The 14,383-nt window shown below is 64.3% G+C and carries 14 protein-coding genes; 6 read left to right on the top strand and 8 right to left on the bottom strand.

From position 1 onward, the window contains the following. Positions 1-5 precede the first annotated feature (5 nt). Positions 6-1,067 carry a TRAP transporter substrate-binding protein gene (locus tag AC2FNZ_RS16855; protein ID WP_170341179.1) on the top strand — a complete coding sequence of 354 codons (1,062 nt, stop codon included), beginning with the start codon at positions 6-8 and terminating at the stop codon, positions 1,065-1,067. Between the two features lie 40 nt (positions 1,068-1,107). Here the strand turns inward: AC2FNZ_RS16855 and AC2FNZ_RS16850 are convergent, their stop codons facing one another. Next, a complete protein-coding gene (locus tag AC2FNZ_RS16850) occupies positions 1,108-1,578 on the bottom strand; it encodes a tetratricopeptide repeat protein (protein ID WP_170369137.1) in 471 nt (156 codons plus the stop codon). A gap of 45 nt (positions 1,579-1,623) precedes the next feature. Here AC2FNZ_RS16850 and AC2FNZ_RS16845 point away from each other — a divergent pair, with 45 nt between their 5' ends. Beyond that, on the top strand, positions 1,624-2,865 hold the full coding sequence (locus AC2FNZ_RS16845; protein WP_496841448.1) for a cytochrome-c peroxidase: 1,242 nt from the start codon (positions 1,624-1,626) through the stop codon (positions 2,863-2,865). Between the two features lie 38 nt (positions 2,866-2,903). Here AC2FNZ_RS16845 and gcvP read toward each other — a convergent pair whose 3' ends face one another. The 4 genes from gcvP to AC2FNZ_RS16825 form a co-directional block, all read right to left on the bottom strand. After that, positions 2,904-5,759: an aminomethyl-transferring glycine dehydrogenase gene (gene gcvP / locus AC2FNZ_RS16840; protein ID WP_496841324.1), complete on the bottom strand. Its 2,856-nt coding sequence runs from the start codon at positions 5,757-5,759 to the stop codon at positions 2,904-2,906. Between the two features lie 174 nt (positions 5,760-5,933). Continuing rightward, positions 5,934-6,299: a glycine cleavage system protein GcvH gene (gcvH, locus tag AC2FNZ_RS16835; protein WP_170406148.1), complete on the bottom strand. Its 366-nt coding sequence runs from the start codon at positions 6,297-6,299 to the stop codon at positions 5,934-5,936. An 18-nt stretch (positions 6,300-6,317) separates the two neighbouring features. Further along, a complete protein-coding gene (gene gcvT / locus AC2FNZ_RS16830) occupies positions 6,318-7,412 on the bottom strand; it encodes a glycine cleavage system aminomethyltransferase GcvT (RefSeq protein WP_496841323.1) in 1,095 nt (364 codons plus the stop codon). Between the two features lie 316 nt (positions 7,413-7,728). After that, positions 7,729-8,910 (bottom strand): hydantoinase/carbamoylase family amidase, encoded by a 1,182-nt coding sequence (locus AC2FNZ_RS16825; RefSeq protein WP_496841322.1) that lies wholly within the window; start codon positions 8,908-8,910, stop codon positions 7,729-7,731. A 158-nt stretch (positions 8,911-9,068) separates the two neighbouring features. On the opposite strand from AC2FNZ_RS16825, the gene AC2FNZ_RS16820 reads away from it, so the two are divergent. From AC2FNZ_RS16820 to AC2FNZ_RS16805, 4 genes are read left to right on the top strand one after another with little or no spacing between them, the layout of a single operon-like run. Then, positions 9,069-9,719 (top strand): histidine phosphatase family protein, encoded by a 651-nt coding sequence (locus tag AC2FNZ_RS16820; protein ID WP_496841321.1) that lies wholly within the window; start codon positions 9,069-9,071, stop codon positions 9,717-9,719. Between the two features lie 18 nt (positions 9,720-9,737). Next, complete coding sequence (locus tag AC2FNZ_RS16815) at positions 9,738-10,352, top strand: glutathione S-transferase family protein (RefSeq protein ID WP_496841320.1); 615 nt, start codon at positions 9,738-9,740, stop codon at positions 10,350-10,352. Positions 10,353-10,366: 14 nt separating this feature from the next. Further along, positions 10,367-11,422: a saccharopine dehydrogenase gene (locus AC2FNZ_RS16810; protein WP_496841319.1), complete on the top strand. Its 1,056-nt coding sequence runs from the start codon at positions 10,367-10,369 to the stop codon at positions 11,420-11,422. A gap of 3 nt (positions 11,423-11,425) precedes the next feature. Continuing rightward, positions 11,426-12,568, top strand: coding sequence for a saccharopine dehydrogenase family protein (locus AC2FNZ_RS16805; RefSeq protein ID WP_496841318.1), 1,143 nt, complete (start codon positions 11,426-11,428; stop codon positions 12,566-12,568). A gap of 82 nt (positions 12,569-12,650) precedes the next feature. Here AC2FNZ_RS16805 and AC2FNZ_RS16800 read toward each other — a convergent pair whose 3' ends face one another. The 3 genes from AC2FNZ_RS16800 to AC2FNZ_RS16790 all read right to left on the bottom strand — a co-directional run bounded on the left by AC2FNZ_RS16800 (position 12,651) and on the right by AC2FNZ_RS16790 (position 14,327). Further along, entirely contained in the window at positions 12,651-12,854 is a 204-nt protein-coding gene (locus AC2FNZ_RS16800; protein WP_093964173.1) for a DUF1127 domain-containing protein, read from the bottom strand. 50 nt (positions 12,855-12,904) lie between these two features. Next, positions 12,905-13,132, bottom strand: a complete 228-nt coding sequence (locus tag AC2FNZ_RS16795) for a DUF1127 domain-containing protein (RefSeq protein ID WP_141138513.1) — start codon at positions 13,130-13,132, stop codon at positions 12,905-12,907. Between the two features lie 121 nt (positions 13,133-13,253). After that, positions 13,254-14,327 carry a hypothetical protein gene (locus AC2FNZ_RS16790; protein WP_496841317.1) on the bottom strand — a complete coding sequence of 358 codons (1,074 nt, stop codon included), beginning with the start codon at positions 14,325-14,327 and terminating at the stop codon, positions 13,254-13,256. Positions 14,328-14,383 lie beyond the last annotated feature (56 nt).

Raw genomic sequence — 14,383 nt, 5'->3', positions numbered from 1 at the left:
AACGCATGCTCAGAACATTCTTCAAAACCGCAGCACTGGCCACGTCGCTGGTGGCGGCCTCGGCGCTGGCGGCCTCGGCGGCCGACTATACGCTGCGCGCCACCGCCAACTCGAACGAAAACGACGAGGACTATGACGGCCTGGTCGTGTTCAAGAACTTCGTCGAGAACGCCTCGAACGGCGCGATCGAGGTCGAGCTGTTCATCGGCACGCAGCTGTGCTCGAACGGGGCCGAATGCCTGCAGGGCGTGGCCGACGGCACCATCGACATCTACATCTCGACCTCGGGCGGGGCCTCGGGCATCTTCCCTTACGTGCAGGTACTGGACCTGCCCTATCTGATGGCCGACGACCGCATCGCCGAGCGGGTTCTGTCGGGTGATTTCACCCGCAAGATGCGCGAAATGGCGCTGGAGGATTCGGGCGGCGCGATCCGCCTGATGACCATCGGCAACACCGGCGGCTGGCGCAACTTCGCCAACACCAAGCGCCGCGTGACCCAGCCGTCCGACATGGACGGGCTGAAGATCCGCACCGTGGTCGCAGACCTGCCCCAGGAACTGGTCAAGGCCCTGGGCGCCTCGCCCACTCCGATCCCGTGGCCGGAACTGTTCACCAGCTTCCAGACCGGCGTGGTTGACGGCTCGAAGAACGGCATCACCGACATCATGGGCATGAAATTCCCCGATGCCGGCCTGCAATATGTCACGCTGGACGGGCACGCCTATATGGGCGCGCTTTGGTGGATGAACAACGCCAAGTTCCAGGAAATGCCCGAAGATCTGCGCCGTGTCGTCGTCGATGGGTTCTATGCGCTGCAGCAGGCCACCTTTGCCTCGCCCAAGCGCAAGTCGATCCAGGCATACGAGGATTTCGTGGCCGGTGGCGGCGACCTGTACGTGCCGACCCCCGAAGAAAAAGAGGCGTTCAAGCAGGCCGCGACCCCGGTCTATGACTGGTTCCAGCAGAACGTCGCACGCGGGGACGAGATCTATGGCGCTCTGACCGCGGCCGTGGCCGAGGCCGAGGCCGAGATCAACGCGGAACGCGCCGCCGACCTGAACTGATGCGGTTCGGGCCGGGGTGTCGCGTCATCCCGGCCCGCCCTTACCGAAAGGGGTACATCCACCCCTTGTAGTCATAGACCAGCACATGGGCTTTTTCGATCTGTTCGGGCGTCATCTTCTTGACCACCTCTTCCAGGCTGATCGCCGCATCGGGGTCGCCGCCGATGGCGCTGAGTGTGTACCACATGTAGGCCCGCACCAGATCGGGCGCAGGCAGGCCCAGGCCCAGCTCGTAATACCATCCCACACCCGATTGCGCGCCCGGGTGCCCCTTCATCGAGGCACGCAGATACCATTCGAACGCCCGTTCGTAATCCTGCTCGACCCCAAGGCCAAGGCCGTACATCACGCCGATCAGCTCCTCGGCCTCGGCGTTGCCCGACCGGGCCGCGGGCAGAAGCTGTTCGCGCGCGGCGGCAAACTCGCCCGCCTCCATCAGGTCGCGGGCCTGTTCCAGTTCGGCCCATACGGGCGTGGCGGCAAGACAAAGGGCAAGCACAAGCTGGCGCATGGGGCGGCGGGTCTCCTGTTCTGCGGGGCGGCATGGGCGCAGGACCTGCCCGCGCCGCTGACCGATGACGACTTTCAGTTCTTTGATAGGGAACAGGCCGCGATCGGTCACCAGCTATTTTATGACCCGATCCTGTCGGGCAACCGCAACATCAGCTGCGCCCATTGCCACCACCCCGATTTCGGCACCTCCGACGGCCTGTCGCTGGGCATCGGCGAGGGCGGCCAGGGCCTTGGCCCCGACCGCACGCCCGGCACCGGGGCGGACCGCATCCGCAAGCGCATCCCGCGCAACGCGCCGGGCCTGTGGAACCTGGGCGCGCGCGACATCCACACGATGTTCCATGACGGGCGGCTCAGCCTGTCGGACGTCTATGGCAACGGGTTCAACTCGCCCGCGCAGGAATGGCTGCCCGAAGGGCTGAACTCGCTGCTGGCCGCGCAGGCGCTGTTTCCGCTGACCGCTCAGTTCGAAATGGCCGGGAACGTGGCCGAGAACGAGGTCACCGGCGCCGTGCATGACCGGATCGACAAGGGCTGGCCGATCATCGCCAAACGGGTGCGGACCGACCCGAAATACGGCCCGGCGATGGTGGCCGCCTTTGACGACGTGGACAGCACCGAGGACATCACCATCACCCATGTCGCCAACGCTCTGGCCGCTTTCATGGCCATCGAATGGCGCAGCACCGACAGCCCGTTCGACCAATACCTCGCCGGGCACGAGACCGCCCTGACCCCCGATCAGAAGGCCGGGATGCAGCTGTTCTACGGCAAGGCGCGGTGCGCCACCTGCCATTCGGGGCCGCTGCTGTCGGATCAGAAATTCCACGCACTGGCCCTGCCGCCATTCGGCCCGGGCCGCACCCGGCAATGGGACGCCTATGCCCGCGACGTGGGCCGCATGGGCGAAAGCGACCGGCTGGAGGACGCCTACCGGTTCCGCACGCCCATGCTGCGCAACGTGGCGCTGACCGCGCCCTACGGCCACAACGGCGCCTTTCCCGACCTCGAAGGGATCATCCGCCACCACCTGGACCCGGCAACCAGCCTGTCACGCTGGACGCCCAATCTTGCCGCGCTGCCCAAGGTGCCGTGGCTGGAACAGGCCGATTTCATCGTCTGGCAGGACCGGTTCGAGATGGCGCGCCAACGCGCCAAGGTCGACATCATGCCAGTTGACCTGAGCGACGGTGAAATCGCGCAGCTGGTGGCGTTCCTGCACGCCCTGACCGGGACGAGCGTGGAGACGCCGCCCTTTGGCGTGCCCGCGGACTTCAAGCCCTGAGAAAACCCCCGCCGGATCGGGCGGGGGTTTCGGTGTTTTTATTCGGCGGCTTCCTCGTATGCGTCCATGGGCGGGCATGTGCAGACGAGGTTCCGGTCTCCGTACGCGTTGTCGACGCGGTTGACGGGCGACCAGTATTTGTCGACGCCCATGGAACCCGGCGGGAAGCAGGCCTGTTCACGGGTGTAGGGTCGGTCCCACTCGCCCACCAGGTCGCGCACCGTGTGGGGGGCGTTCTTCAGCGGGTTGTTCTCGGGGTCGATCTTGCCGTCGATTACATCCTGCGCCTCGGCGCGGATCGACAGCATGGCGTCGCAGAACCGGTCCAGCTCGTCCTTGGGCTCGGATTCCGTCGGCTCGACCATCAGCGTGCCGGCCACCGGCCATGACATGGTCGGCGCGTGGAAGCCGCTGTCGATCAGCCGCTTGGCCACGTCGTCGACGGTGATGTTGCCGGCCTCGGCCAGTGGGCGGGTGTCGAGGATGCATTCATGCGCCACCCGGCCGGTCTCGGAGGTGTAGAGGATCGGATAGGCCTCCTGCAGGCGCGCGGCGATGTAGTTGGCGTTCAGGATCGCCACCTTGGTCGCCTGGGTCAGGCCCGCGCCGCCCATCAGCAGCACATAGGCCCAGCTGACCGGAAGGATCGAGGGCGAGCCGAAGGGCGCCGCCGAGACCGGACCCACGGCGGTGCCGTATTCCGGATGGCCCGGCAGGTGCTCGGCCAGGTGCGCCTTGACCCCGATCGGGCCCATGCCGGGGCCGCCGCCGCCATGCGGAATGCAGAAGGTCTTGTGCAGGTTCAGGTGGCTGACGTCGCCGCCGATGTCGCCGGGGCGCGACAGGCCCACCATGGCGTTCATGTTGGCCCCGTCGATATAGACCTGACCGCCATGGTCATGGGTGATCTGGCAGACCTCCTGCACCGTTTCCTCGAACACGCCGTGGGTCGAGGGGTAAGTGATCATGCAGCCGGCCAGGTTGTCCGAGTGCTTCTCGGCCTTCTCGCGGAAGTCGGTCAGATCGATGTTGCCCTTCGCGTCCGCCTTCACCGGCACCACCTGCCAGCCGACCATCTGCGCCGAAGCCGGGTTGGTGCCATGCGCCGAGGTCGGGATCAGGCAGACATTGCGATGCCCCTGCCCGTTGGCGATGTGATAGTTGCGGATCGTCAGCAGGCCCGCATATTCGCCCTGCGCGCCCGAGTTGGGCTGCTGGCTGATCGCGTCATAGCCGGTGATCTGGCACAGCTTGTCGTTCAGATCGGCGATCATCTCGTGATAGCCCTGCGCCTGATCTTCCGGCACGAACGGGTGCATGTTGGCGAACTCGGGCCAGGTGACCGGGATCATCTCGATCGTCGCGTTCAGCTTCATGGTGCAGCTGCCCAGCGGGATCATCGCCCGGTCCAGCGCCAGGTCGCGGTCGGCCAGGCGGCGCATGTAGCGGGTCATCTCGGCCTCGGCCCGGTTCTTGTGGAAGATCGGGTGGGTCAGATAGGGCGTCTCGCGCAGCGCATAGTCCGGCAGGCGGTACTGTTTATTCGAGCTGTCGTCCTTCTTGTCGATGCCAAAGGCACCCCAGACTGCCTCGATCGTCTCGGCGCGGGTCTGTTCATCAAGGCTGATGCCGACGCGGGTCTCGCCGACCTTGCGCAGGTTGACGCCACGCGCCACCGCCGCCTCCATGACGGTCTTCTGCAGCGGGCCGACCTCAACCGTGATGGTGTCGAAGAACACCTCGGGTTCGACCTTGAAGCCGTGCTCTTCCAGCCCGGCCGCCAGGCGCGAGGTCTTGCGGTGCACCGACTGCGCGATCGCCTTGATACCGTCAGGGCCATGGTACACGGCATACATCGAGGCGATCACCGCCAGCAGCGCCTGCGCGGTGCAGACGTTCGAGTTGGCCTTCTCGCGGCGGATGTGCTGTTCGCGGGTCTGCAGCGCCAGGCGGTAGGCCTTGTTGCCGCGGCTGTCGATGCTGACGCCGATGATCCGGCCCGGCATCGCCCGTTTCAGCTTGTCGGTGGTGGCCATGTAGGCGGCGTGCGGGCCGCCATAGCCCATCGGCACGCCGAAGCGCTGGGTCGAGCCCACGGCGATGTCGGCGCCCATCTCGCCCGGAGATTTCAGCAGCGCCAGCGACAGGATGTCGGCGGCGACGATGGCGATGGCGTTGTGTTCATGCAGCGCCGCGATTTCCTTGGTGAAGTCGCGCACATGGCCATAGGTGCCCGGATACTGGAAGATCGCGCCAAAGACCGCGCCCGCGTCCAGCTCGCCAGGGTCGGCGACCTTGACGTCGATGCCAAGGGGTTCGGCCCGGGTCTTGATCACCGCGATGGTCTGCGGGTGACAGTTCTTGTCCACGAAGAAGGCGGCGTTGTTGGCCTTGGACCGGCCGCCGCGCTTGGCCATCGCCATCGCTTCGGCCGCTGCGGTCGCCTCGTCCAACAGTGAGGCGTTGGCCACGTCCAGCCCGGTCAGGTCGCTGACCATGGTCTGGAAGTTCAACAGCGCCTCGAGGCGGCCCTGGCTGATCTCGGGCTGATAGGGCGTGTAGGCGGTGTACCAAGCCGGGTTTTCCAGGATGTTGCGCAGGATCGGCGCCGGGGTGGTGGTGCCGTAATAGCCCTGACCGATCAGCGAGGTCAGAACCTTGTTCTTACCCGCCACCTTCTTCATGTGATAGAGCGCGTCGCGTTCCGTCATCGCCGGGCCCCAGTCCAGCGGCTCTTTCTGCCGGATCGCCGGGGGGACGGTAGCGTCGATCAGATCGTCCAGCGTCTTGAAGCCGATCACCTTGAGCATGTCGCGCATCTCGGTCGGGCTGGGACCGATATGGCGGCGGTTGGCAAAGTCATAGGCTTCGTAGTCGGTCAGTTTGAAGGCCATTGCAGCGCTCCCATGAATAGGTCAGGCCCGACGGAGACTGCGGAAGCCTCCGGCGGGGAGTAAGGGCCGTCCCGGAAACTGTCCGGTGGACAGTTTCAGGCCCGAACGGGCGGAGCCCAAATTCGGCGGCATTTGTCAAAACGATGGAGCCCCAGGCCGGGACTCCGTTCAGGTTTACCCGATGAACGCCTTGTAGGCGGCCTCGTCCATCAGATCTTCCAACTGCGCGGCATCGGTGATCTTGATCTTGTAGATCCACGCCTCGCCCTCGGGATCCTCGTTCAACGCGCCCGGGTTGTCGGCCAGCGTCTCGTTCACCTCGAGAATTTCGCCATCTACCGGGGCATAGATCTCGGAAGCTGCCTTGACGGATTCGATCACCCCGATCTCGCCGTCCTTCGCGAACTCCTCACCTACGTCCTGCTGCTCGACGAACACCACCTCGCCCAGCTGCTCGGCCGCGTGCTTGGTGATGCCCAGCGTGGCCGTGTCGCCCTCGACCGTCAGCCATTCATGTTCTTCGGAATAATAGGTTGCCATGCTGTCTCTCTCCTGACTTCAACGCTTGTAATTCTGTTTGACGAAGGGCAGCGCCACGATCCGCGCCGGCTGCGCCTTGCCCCGGATGATCAGATTCACCTGTTCGCCCGGCTCGGTGTGGCCGGCAGCGACATAGCCCATCGCAACCGGGCCGCCGACCGTCGGGCCGAACCCGCCCGAGGTGATCTGACCGATCGTGTTGCCCTCGGCGCACTGGATTTCCACACCCTGTCGCGCCGGGGCGCGGCCATCGGGCTTGATCCCCACCAGCTTGCGCGCCGGGCCCTCGGCCAGTTCGCGCTGGATGCGGGTCGCGCCGGGAAAGCCACCCTCTTCCTTGCGCCGCTTCTGGATCGCCCAGGCCAGGTTGGCCTCGATCGGCGAAGTGCTTTGGTCGATGTCATTGCCGTACAGGCACAGACCCGCCTCCAGCCGCAGGCTGTCGCGCGCGCCCAAACCCGCCGGCTCGCAATCCTCGTGCGCCAGCAGGGCGCGGGTGACCTCGATCGCCTTGTCCTCGGGGATCGAGATCTCGTAGCCGTCCTCTCCGGTGTAGCCCAGACGCGAGATCCGGCACTCAACTCCGTTGATCGGGGCCACGGTGGTTTCCATGAACTTCAGATCGCGCGCCGCGGGGCACAGTGCGCCCACCACGTCCTCGGCTTTCGGGCCCTGAACCGCCACCAGCGTGCGGTCGAAGATCTCGGTCACCTCGACCCCGTCCAGATGCGCGCGCATGTGCGGAATGTCCTGATCGCGCAGCGCCGCGTTCACCACCACGAAGAAATGATCGCCCGCGTTCGACACGATCAGATCATCCATGATCCCGCCGTCCTCGTTGGTGAAGAACCCGTAGCGCGCCTTGCCCTTGGGCAATGTCGCAAAAGCCTGCGGGCACAGCGCCTCGAGCTTCTCGCCCACATTCTCACCCCGCAGGATCACCTGACCCATGTGGCTCACATCAAACAGCGCCGCCTTCTCGCGGCACTGCTTGTGCTCGCCCATGATTCCCAAAGGATACTGTACGGGCATCTCCCAGCCCGCAAAATCAACCAGCTTGCCTCCCAACTCAACATGAAGGTCATACAACGGCGTGCGCTTCATTCCAGGCATGTCAGTGTTCTTTCTTTTGGCAAAAGTGGCGCGATGGACCGGATCCAAAAGCGCATGGCTGGGAATAGCATGCCACGGCAGCCTTTCCGGATCGAGTCAGTGGAATTCTGGCTGGGCGACATGCATTTTCCGGTACCGGCAACTTCGCGGCTGGCGGTGTTCCGTCCGACTTCAGATCGCAGGTATTCATCACGGCCTAAATCGCTCATGGACAAGGAGTATACATCTGCATGCTGCAGCTTTGTGTCGTATAGGAAACTTTTTTCCGTTACGCAACAGCTGAAATTGCAATATTCACGGTCGGCGGCCCCGTACCTCAGCGATCGGCAAGTGCCGCCTCCAAGGCCTTCAACCCCGTCACCAGATCGGCCTCGGCGGTATCCTCCGCGAAGTCATGACTGATACCGTTGATGGATGGCACGAACAGCATTCCGACCGGCATCAACGCTGCCACGTTCGAAGCATCGTGCAAGGCCCCGGATGGCATGACCCGCCAGTTGGCGGGCGCGACGGTCTGGGCTCCGTGTTCCAGCGACCGCCGGAGGGTCGGATCCATTTCAACCGGCTCGATGCCCAGCATTGGCCCGAACTGCGCATCGCCCCCGATGGATTCACTGACCTCTTGGGCGGTCGTACGAACGATGCTTTCCATTCGGGCCAGACGATCCGTGTCCTGATCGCGCCACTGCATCGAGAAACGGACCCGGCCAGGAACGATCGAAGAGGCATTCGGAGACAATTCGACGTGTCCGATCGTCCAGACCGTCTGCGGGGTCACCACGTTGCGGAACCGCTCGTTGATCAGGCCATTGAAGATCGTCAGAGCCTGGAACGCGTCTCGGCGCAGGTGCATCGGTGTCGTGCCGGCGTGGTTCTGCTGGCCGGAAAACTCGATGACCATGTCGCGAATACCCACGATGTCCGAGACCACACCGATGGCCTCGGCGTTGGCATCCAGAATCGGACCCTGCTCGATATGCATTTCGATGAACCCGGTGAATTGGGCGGGGTTCACAAGATCCTGCGTCAGACTTTGCATCCGAGCGCGCGCGTCACCGAACCGTATGCCCGCGTGGTCGGTCAGGTCGTCGGCCTGCGCAAAGGGCAACTTGCCGGACCAGATGGCTGATCCGGTCGTGACGCCGAACCGGCCCTCCTCATCCTGAAAGCTGACCACCGAGATCGGGCGCGGGCTGGAGCGAGCCAGCTCCAACGCGGCGATCACGCCCAGCGCGCCATCCAGCCAACCGCCCTCGGGCTGGCTGTCTGAATGCGATCCCATCAAAAGCGACGGCGCGGACGCCAGACCGAACAGGTTTCCGACCGGATCAAAATGCGGTTGCAGCCCGGCCTCCTGAAACCGGTCGGCCAACCATCGCCGCGCCGCAATGTCCGCGTCTGAAAATGCCGGGCGCACGACGCCCTTACCCACCCCCGCAGCTCCGAATTCCCGCAGCTTGTGCAGATCATCCAGAAACCTCTGCGCATTCACGGCCATTGCGCTGTCCTTTCTTGTCGCTTGCCGCAACTCTATCGCCCGGCGGTCCGCCCGCAAGCCCGGTTGCAGGCTGTCCCGGTTTTTTGACGGCAACCGGCCGAACACCTCTGGCCCCTGCGGGCAAGCTGCCCTAAGACTCCGGGCCAAGAGGGACCGACATGTCATACATCACATTGGTACGCCACGGGCAGGCCAACACCACCGCACGGGACGAAGACAGCTATGACAAGCTCAGCGAGCTTGGACATCAGCAGGCGCGCTGGCTTGGGGCCCATCTGCGCGAGACCAAAGCCCATTATCCACGGGTGTTTTGCGGCACCCTGACCCGGCATGTGGAAACGGCCGCAAGCATGGGGCTGCCGGAACCCATCCGCGATGCACGTCTGAATGAAATCGAGTATTTCACTCTTGCGCAATTGTTCGAGGAACAGCACGGCGTGACGATCCCAACGGACCGCGAAGGTTTCGTTCAGCATCTGCCGCTGACCTTCAAGGCCTGGGCCAACGGCGACATCCGGAACGCGCCCGAAACCTTCGAGCAGTTTGAAACCCGCGTCTCGGACGCTCTGCGTGAAATCCATGACGGCGACGGGCCGGCCATCGTGGTGACCTCCGGCGGGTTGATCTCGATGGTGGTGCGGCAGGCGATGGGGCTGGACATTCCGGCGATGGCGCGCGTGGCCCTTGCCATCATGAACACCTCATTGCATCGTCTGCACCCGATCGGAGCGGACCTGAGCCCGGTTCTGTTCAACGCGGTTCCGCATCTGGAAGCGCCGGACCGGCATTTCGCCCAGACCCACCTGTAACCGGATCGGAGGTCCCAGATGCAGATCTACTACGCACCCCGCACTATCTCGATCGCCGTCGTCATCGCGCTTGAGGAAGCCGGTCTGGACTATGAGGCGATCAAGCTCGACTTCGCAGCGGGCGAGCAGACGGCGGCGGCCTACAAGCAGATCAACCCCAAGGGCCGCGTTCCCGCTCTGGTGGTCGATGGTGGCATTCTGACGGAAACCGGCGCTCTGCTTGAATACATCGCAGCCAAGGCCCGGAAGGCCGGGCTTGTTCCGGACGATCCGGTCCTGGCCGCGCGGATGCGCGAGGTGATGTATTACCTGGCCTCGACCATGCATGTGAACCATGCGCACAAGATGCGCGGTCACCGCTGGGCGGATCAGGAGTCCAGCTGGCAGGACATGAAGGACAAGGTGGCCCAAACAATGACCGAGTCCTGCGCTTACATCTCGTCAAACGGGCTGCGCGGCCCGCTTGTTTTGGGCGAGGCATTCTCGCTGGCCGACGCCTATCTCTACGTGGTTTGCAGCTGGTTGGAAGGTGACGGAGTCGATGTCACAGCCTTTCACAAGATCCAGGCCTTCCGCGCGGCGATGGAGGCCCGACCCTCGGTTCAGGCGGTACGGGCCGCCGGAATGCTCTGACAAAAGGACATCGCATGACACATCTTTGGGTCCGGGCTGAACAACGCCCGAACGAGGAACGGGTGGGGCTGACGCCCGAGGGCGCGGGGCAACTGATCGCCGCCGGCATCCGCGTGACGGTCGAGGAAAGCCATGTCCGCGCCATCCCGATCGACGGCTACCGCGCGGCGGGCTGCGAGATTGCGCCGGAAAACTCCTGGCCGGAGGCGCCGCTGGATGCGATCATCTTCGGCCTGAAGGAACTGCCCGAGGAGGGCACGCCCTTGCCGCACCGCCACATCATGTTCGGCCATGCCTTCAAGGGCCAGCATTCGGGCCGCAAGCTGCTGGAGCGGTTCAAGGCCGGTGGTGGCACGCTGTATGACCTGGAATACCTGGTGGACGAGACCGGGCGGCGGGTCGCGGCCTTCGGCTATTGGGCCGGGTATGCCGGCGCGGCGGTCACGCTCAAGACCTGGGCGGCGCAGCAGCGCGGCGAGATCTGCGGCCCCGTCGGCGTCTATCCCGGCAAGGACGCGTTGAACGCCGAACTTCTGGCCGAGTTGGACGCCACCGGCGCTCCCCGCCCCCGCGCCATCGTCATCGGCGCGCTTGGAAGGGTCGGCACCGGCGCGTCCGATCTGTGCGAGGCGATGGGGGTCGAGGTGACCAAATGGGACATGGCCGAAACCGCCGATGGCGGGCCGTTCCCGGAGATCCTCGAAAACGACATCTTCCTCAACTGCATCTTCGCGCGGCCGGGAACACCGGTCTTTGTCCCGCGCGAGGCGTTGAATGCCCCGCGCAAGCTGACCGCCATCGGCGACGTGGCCTGCGACCCCGACAGCGACTACAACCCGGTGCCAGTCTATGACCGCGCCACCACATGGGAAGAACCCGCCCTACGCGTGGCCACCGACCCGGTTCTCGACGTCATGGCCATCGACAACCTGCCCTCGATGCTGCCGGTCGAAAGCTCGGAAGACTACGCCGCGCAGCTTCTGCCCTCGTTGCTGACCCTGACCGACCTGACCTCGGGCGTTTGGGCGCGGGCCGAGGACACCTTCAAATCCCATATCGAAAGGATCTGAGCCATGACGATTCACTGGTGTGGCACCGGCCTGTCGGCCATCCCCGGCCTGCGCCGCCTGATCGAGGCCGGCCACAAGGTCACTGTCTGGAACCGGACCGTCGACAAGGCCCGCGCCGAGGTCGGTGACCTGACCGACGACATCCGGACCTTCGACATTGATGCGCTGGGCGCGGTGCTGGAAAAAGGCGACGTGATCGTCTCGATGCTGCCGGGCGACTGGCACGTGCCGCTGGCGGAACTGGCGATCGAGAAGGGCGCGCATTTCGTCTCGTCCTCCTACATCGCGCCCGAGATGCGTGCGCTGAACGACAAGGCTCGCGAAGCCGGCGTCGCGCTGGTCAACGAAGTCGGGCTGGACCCGGGCATCGACCACCTGATGGCCCATGCGCTGGTCGATGACTACCGCGCCTCCGACGCCTTCGACCCGGAAAACCACCTCAGCTTCATTTCCTATTGCGGCGGCATCCCCAAGAACCCCAACTCGTTCCGCTACAAGTTCAGCTGGTCGCCCTTGGGTGTGCTCAAGGCGCTGCGTTCACCCTCGCGGTCGATCCGCGACTATGCCCCACTGGACGTGGCCCGGCCCTGGGACGCGATCAGCACCTATGTCGCGCCGCTGCCCGCGCCCGAAAGCTTCGAGGTCTATCCGAACCGCGATTCAATCCCCTTCATGCAGCAGTACCATTTCGAGGAGCACTGGCCGGTCAAGGAATTCGTCCGCGGCACCCTGCGGCTGAACGGCTGGTCGGATGCCTGGTTGGACGTATTCCGCGAGATCGAAACGCTGGAAGGCCCAGACGGCGATGCCAGGCTCAAGGAAATGTCCGACCAGTTCTGGACCGAGAACGCCTATGAAGAGGGTGAGCCGGACCGCGTCGTGCTCTGTGTCGGGCTGAAGGCCGAGAAGGATGGCAAGGCCGTCTGGCACAAGACCTACGTGATGGACGCCTGGGGCGACGCGCGCGGCAGCGCGATGGCGCGTCTGGTGTCGATCCCGGTTTCGCTGGCGGTCGAGGCGGTGCAGGACCGCGCCATTCCCGCCGGTGTCCATGCCGCGCCCAGCGATCCGAAACTGGTTCAGGCCTGGATGGCCGAGATCGACAAGCTGGCACAGCACCTGCAGGTGGTCGACCACCTGGCCTGAACCAACCAAAAAAGCCATTCCGGACGCACCGGAATGGCTTTTTTCTGGTATTGTGACCGACCGTTCGATCGGCGCCTGTGGTTCAGATGTAGCGCTCGATCGTTTCCTCAAGATCGCTGCGGTTGATGCCAAGCTCGGACAGCTGCCGGTCATCCAGACCACTCAGATGTTGCGCCGCGCGTACGATGTCATCCTTGACCGCCCGGATGCGCATGGCGCGATCGAACAGTAGCAGCGCGCTGGCGGATGGGCAGGGTTGTTGAGTCGGTTGCATTGTGTCGAGCATCGGCTGTTTCCTCCCGGTTTGGCCGGTGTCCTTTTGGGGCGCGGCCCTGGTTACTGCGTAAACGCGGCGCGCTGATAGACGCTCTGATAGGCCGTTTGGGGGATGTCTGAGCGGGTGATGCCGATATCGTGGAGCTGCTGGTCGCTCAGGCGTTCGAGGTCACGGACCGTCTTCGCAAAGATCTGCTTCCGAAACCGTTCGGTCTTGGCCTCGGCGTATTTTGCAAAAAGGTCATGAAACAGGCTGTGGTTCGACTGTGTGGTTTGTGCGGTTGCCATTGGTTTGTCCTCCTGAAAACCGAACTGCATTGCAGTACTGTCATCAGATAAAAGGACGCCGCGTTAACGGTTCCGTACCAACGGATTAAGCTTTGTTAACCTGACGTCAGGATGGGCAGAGTCACTGACCGGATGGCAGGGCCACCCGGATGGCGAAGGCGGTGGCGGGGTCGATCTGCGGGTCAGCAAGAAGCGCCCGCAGCGCAGGGGCAAGCGTATCATCCCCCCAATCGCGCGTGGCCAGGGCGATCTGCCCGGCCGTGCTTTTGTCGTGCGCCATCTCGTCGACAAAGATATCCAGGATTTTCCCGCGGTGTTCCGGCATCGCTTCGCCGCCGTCGATCAGCGCCGCGATGATCGCCCGGCGATCCTTTGGGGAAAGCGGGCTGGCGGTCAGAGCCTCCTCGATCGTACTCAGGGCTTGGTCGCCGTCGATTTCGATACCGGCAAGCGCCCATTCGCGCAGGTTGAACCCTCCGGTGGCGACCGCCTTTGGATAGACCGCGCGCACCGCCTTTGCCGCGGCCGGATCAGATTGCAGGCCCAGCAGCCGGATCGTTGCCGGGGCATAGGCTACGCGATTCAGGCTCCGCAAATCGCGCAGAAGATCCGGGGTTGCAGCAGCATCGCGCAGGTCGCGCACAGCCGCATAGGGTGCCCGGTGGAGTTCGATGAGAGCGGTGTTCCGCAACAACCGGTCACCGGAACTCAGATAGGCGGCGAAAAACGCGGCGCGCTCGGCGGATCGGGATCCGTCCAACCGCCAGCCTTGGCCTTGCGCCTGTACCTCGACAACAAAACCGGACCGCTGCGGCGTCATCAGAAACCCTTTGGTCCAGGATTGATCAAAGGCGCGCCCGGCCTTGTCCCGGCTGCCGGGGCCATAGATCATCAGGACCACCCGGTCAGGATCAGCCCGCAGAGCATTTCGAGTGCTGCTGTCCACCAGAAACGGTATCTGGGGGAGGTCCGAAACCTCGTCCCAACTGCCTTTCAGCAACCCGACGGGTGCATAGCGGAACGGGTCGTCGGGCGCTGGCGCGGCCAGAACGATGACCGAAGCAGACAACAACCGGTCGGCCAGAGAGTTTTCGGGAAGTGCCAGACAAACAGTGCAGGCCAGCGCCGGACGCTGCGGCCACGCCGGAACGGCCATAAGGGCCAACACCAATATCGTCTTCAACATCCGCGGCATCTGGCGCCCCTGCTGTGGACCGGGCGCTGTGCCATACACGGCGCCCTCTGCCCCGG

The organism is Ruegeria sp. SAZA006, assembly GCF_059613465.1.
This window is presented reverse-complemented; position numbering and strand designations above follow the sequence as displayed.

Bases quoted from the DNA above. Each gene is read 5' to 3' on its own strand.
- AC2FNZ_RS16855 (WP_170341179.1), top strand. From the start codon at position 6: ATGCTCAGAACATTCTTCAAAACCGCAGCACTGGCCACGTCGCTGGTG.
- AC2FNZ_RS16850 (WP_170369137.1), bottom strand. From the start codon at position 1,578: ATGCGCCAGCTTGTGCTTGCCCTTTGTCTTGCCGCCACGCCCGTATGG.
- gcvP (WP_496841324.1), bottom strand. From the start codon at position 5,759: ATGGCCTTCAAACTGACCGACTACGAAGCCTATGACTTTGCCAACCGC.
- gcvH (WP_170406148.1), bottom strand. From the start codon at position 6,299: ATGGCAACCTATTATTCCGAAGAACATGAATGGCTGACGGTCGAGGGC.
- gcvT (WP_496841323.1), bottom strand. From the start codon at position 7,412: ATGCCTGGAATGAAGCGCACGCCGTTGTATGACCTTCATGTTGAGTTG.
- AC2FNZ_RS16825 (WP_496841322.1), bottom strand. From the start codon at position 8,910: ATGGCCGTGAATGCGCAGAGGTTTCTGGATGATCTGCACAAGCTGCGG.
- AC2FNZ_RS16820 (WP_496841321.1), top strand. From the start codon at position 9,069: ATGTCATACATCACATTGGTACGCCACGGGCAGGCCAACACCACCGCA.
- AC2FNZ_RS16815 (WP_496841320.1), top strand. From the start codon at position 9,738: ATGCAGATCTACTACGCACCCCGCACTATCTCGATCGCCGTCGTCATC.
- AC2FNZ_RS16810 (WP_496841319.1), top strand. From the start codon at position 10,367: ATGACACATCTTTGGGTCCGGGCTGAACAACGCCCGAACGAGGAACGG.
- AC2FNZ_RS16805 (WP_496841318.1), top strand. From the start codon at position 11,426: ATGACGATTCACTGGTGTGGCACCGGCCTGTCGGCCATCCCCGGCCTG.
- AC2FNZ_RS16800 (WP_093964173.1), bottom strand. From the start codon at position 12,854: ATGCTCGACACAATGCAACCGACTCAACAACCCTGCCCATCCGCCAGC.
- AC2FNZ_RS16795 (WP_141138513.1), bottom strand. From the start codon at position 13,132: ATGGCAACCGCACAAACCACACAGTCGAACCACAGCCTGTTTCATGAC.
- AC2FNZ_RS16790 (WP_496841317.1), bottom strand. From the start codon at position 14,327: ATGCCGCGGATGTTGAAGACGATATTGGTGTTGGCCCTTATGGCCGTT.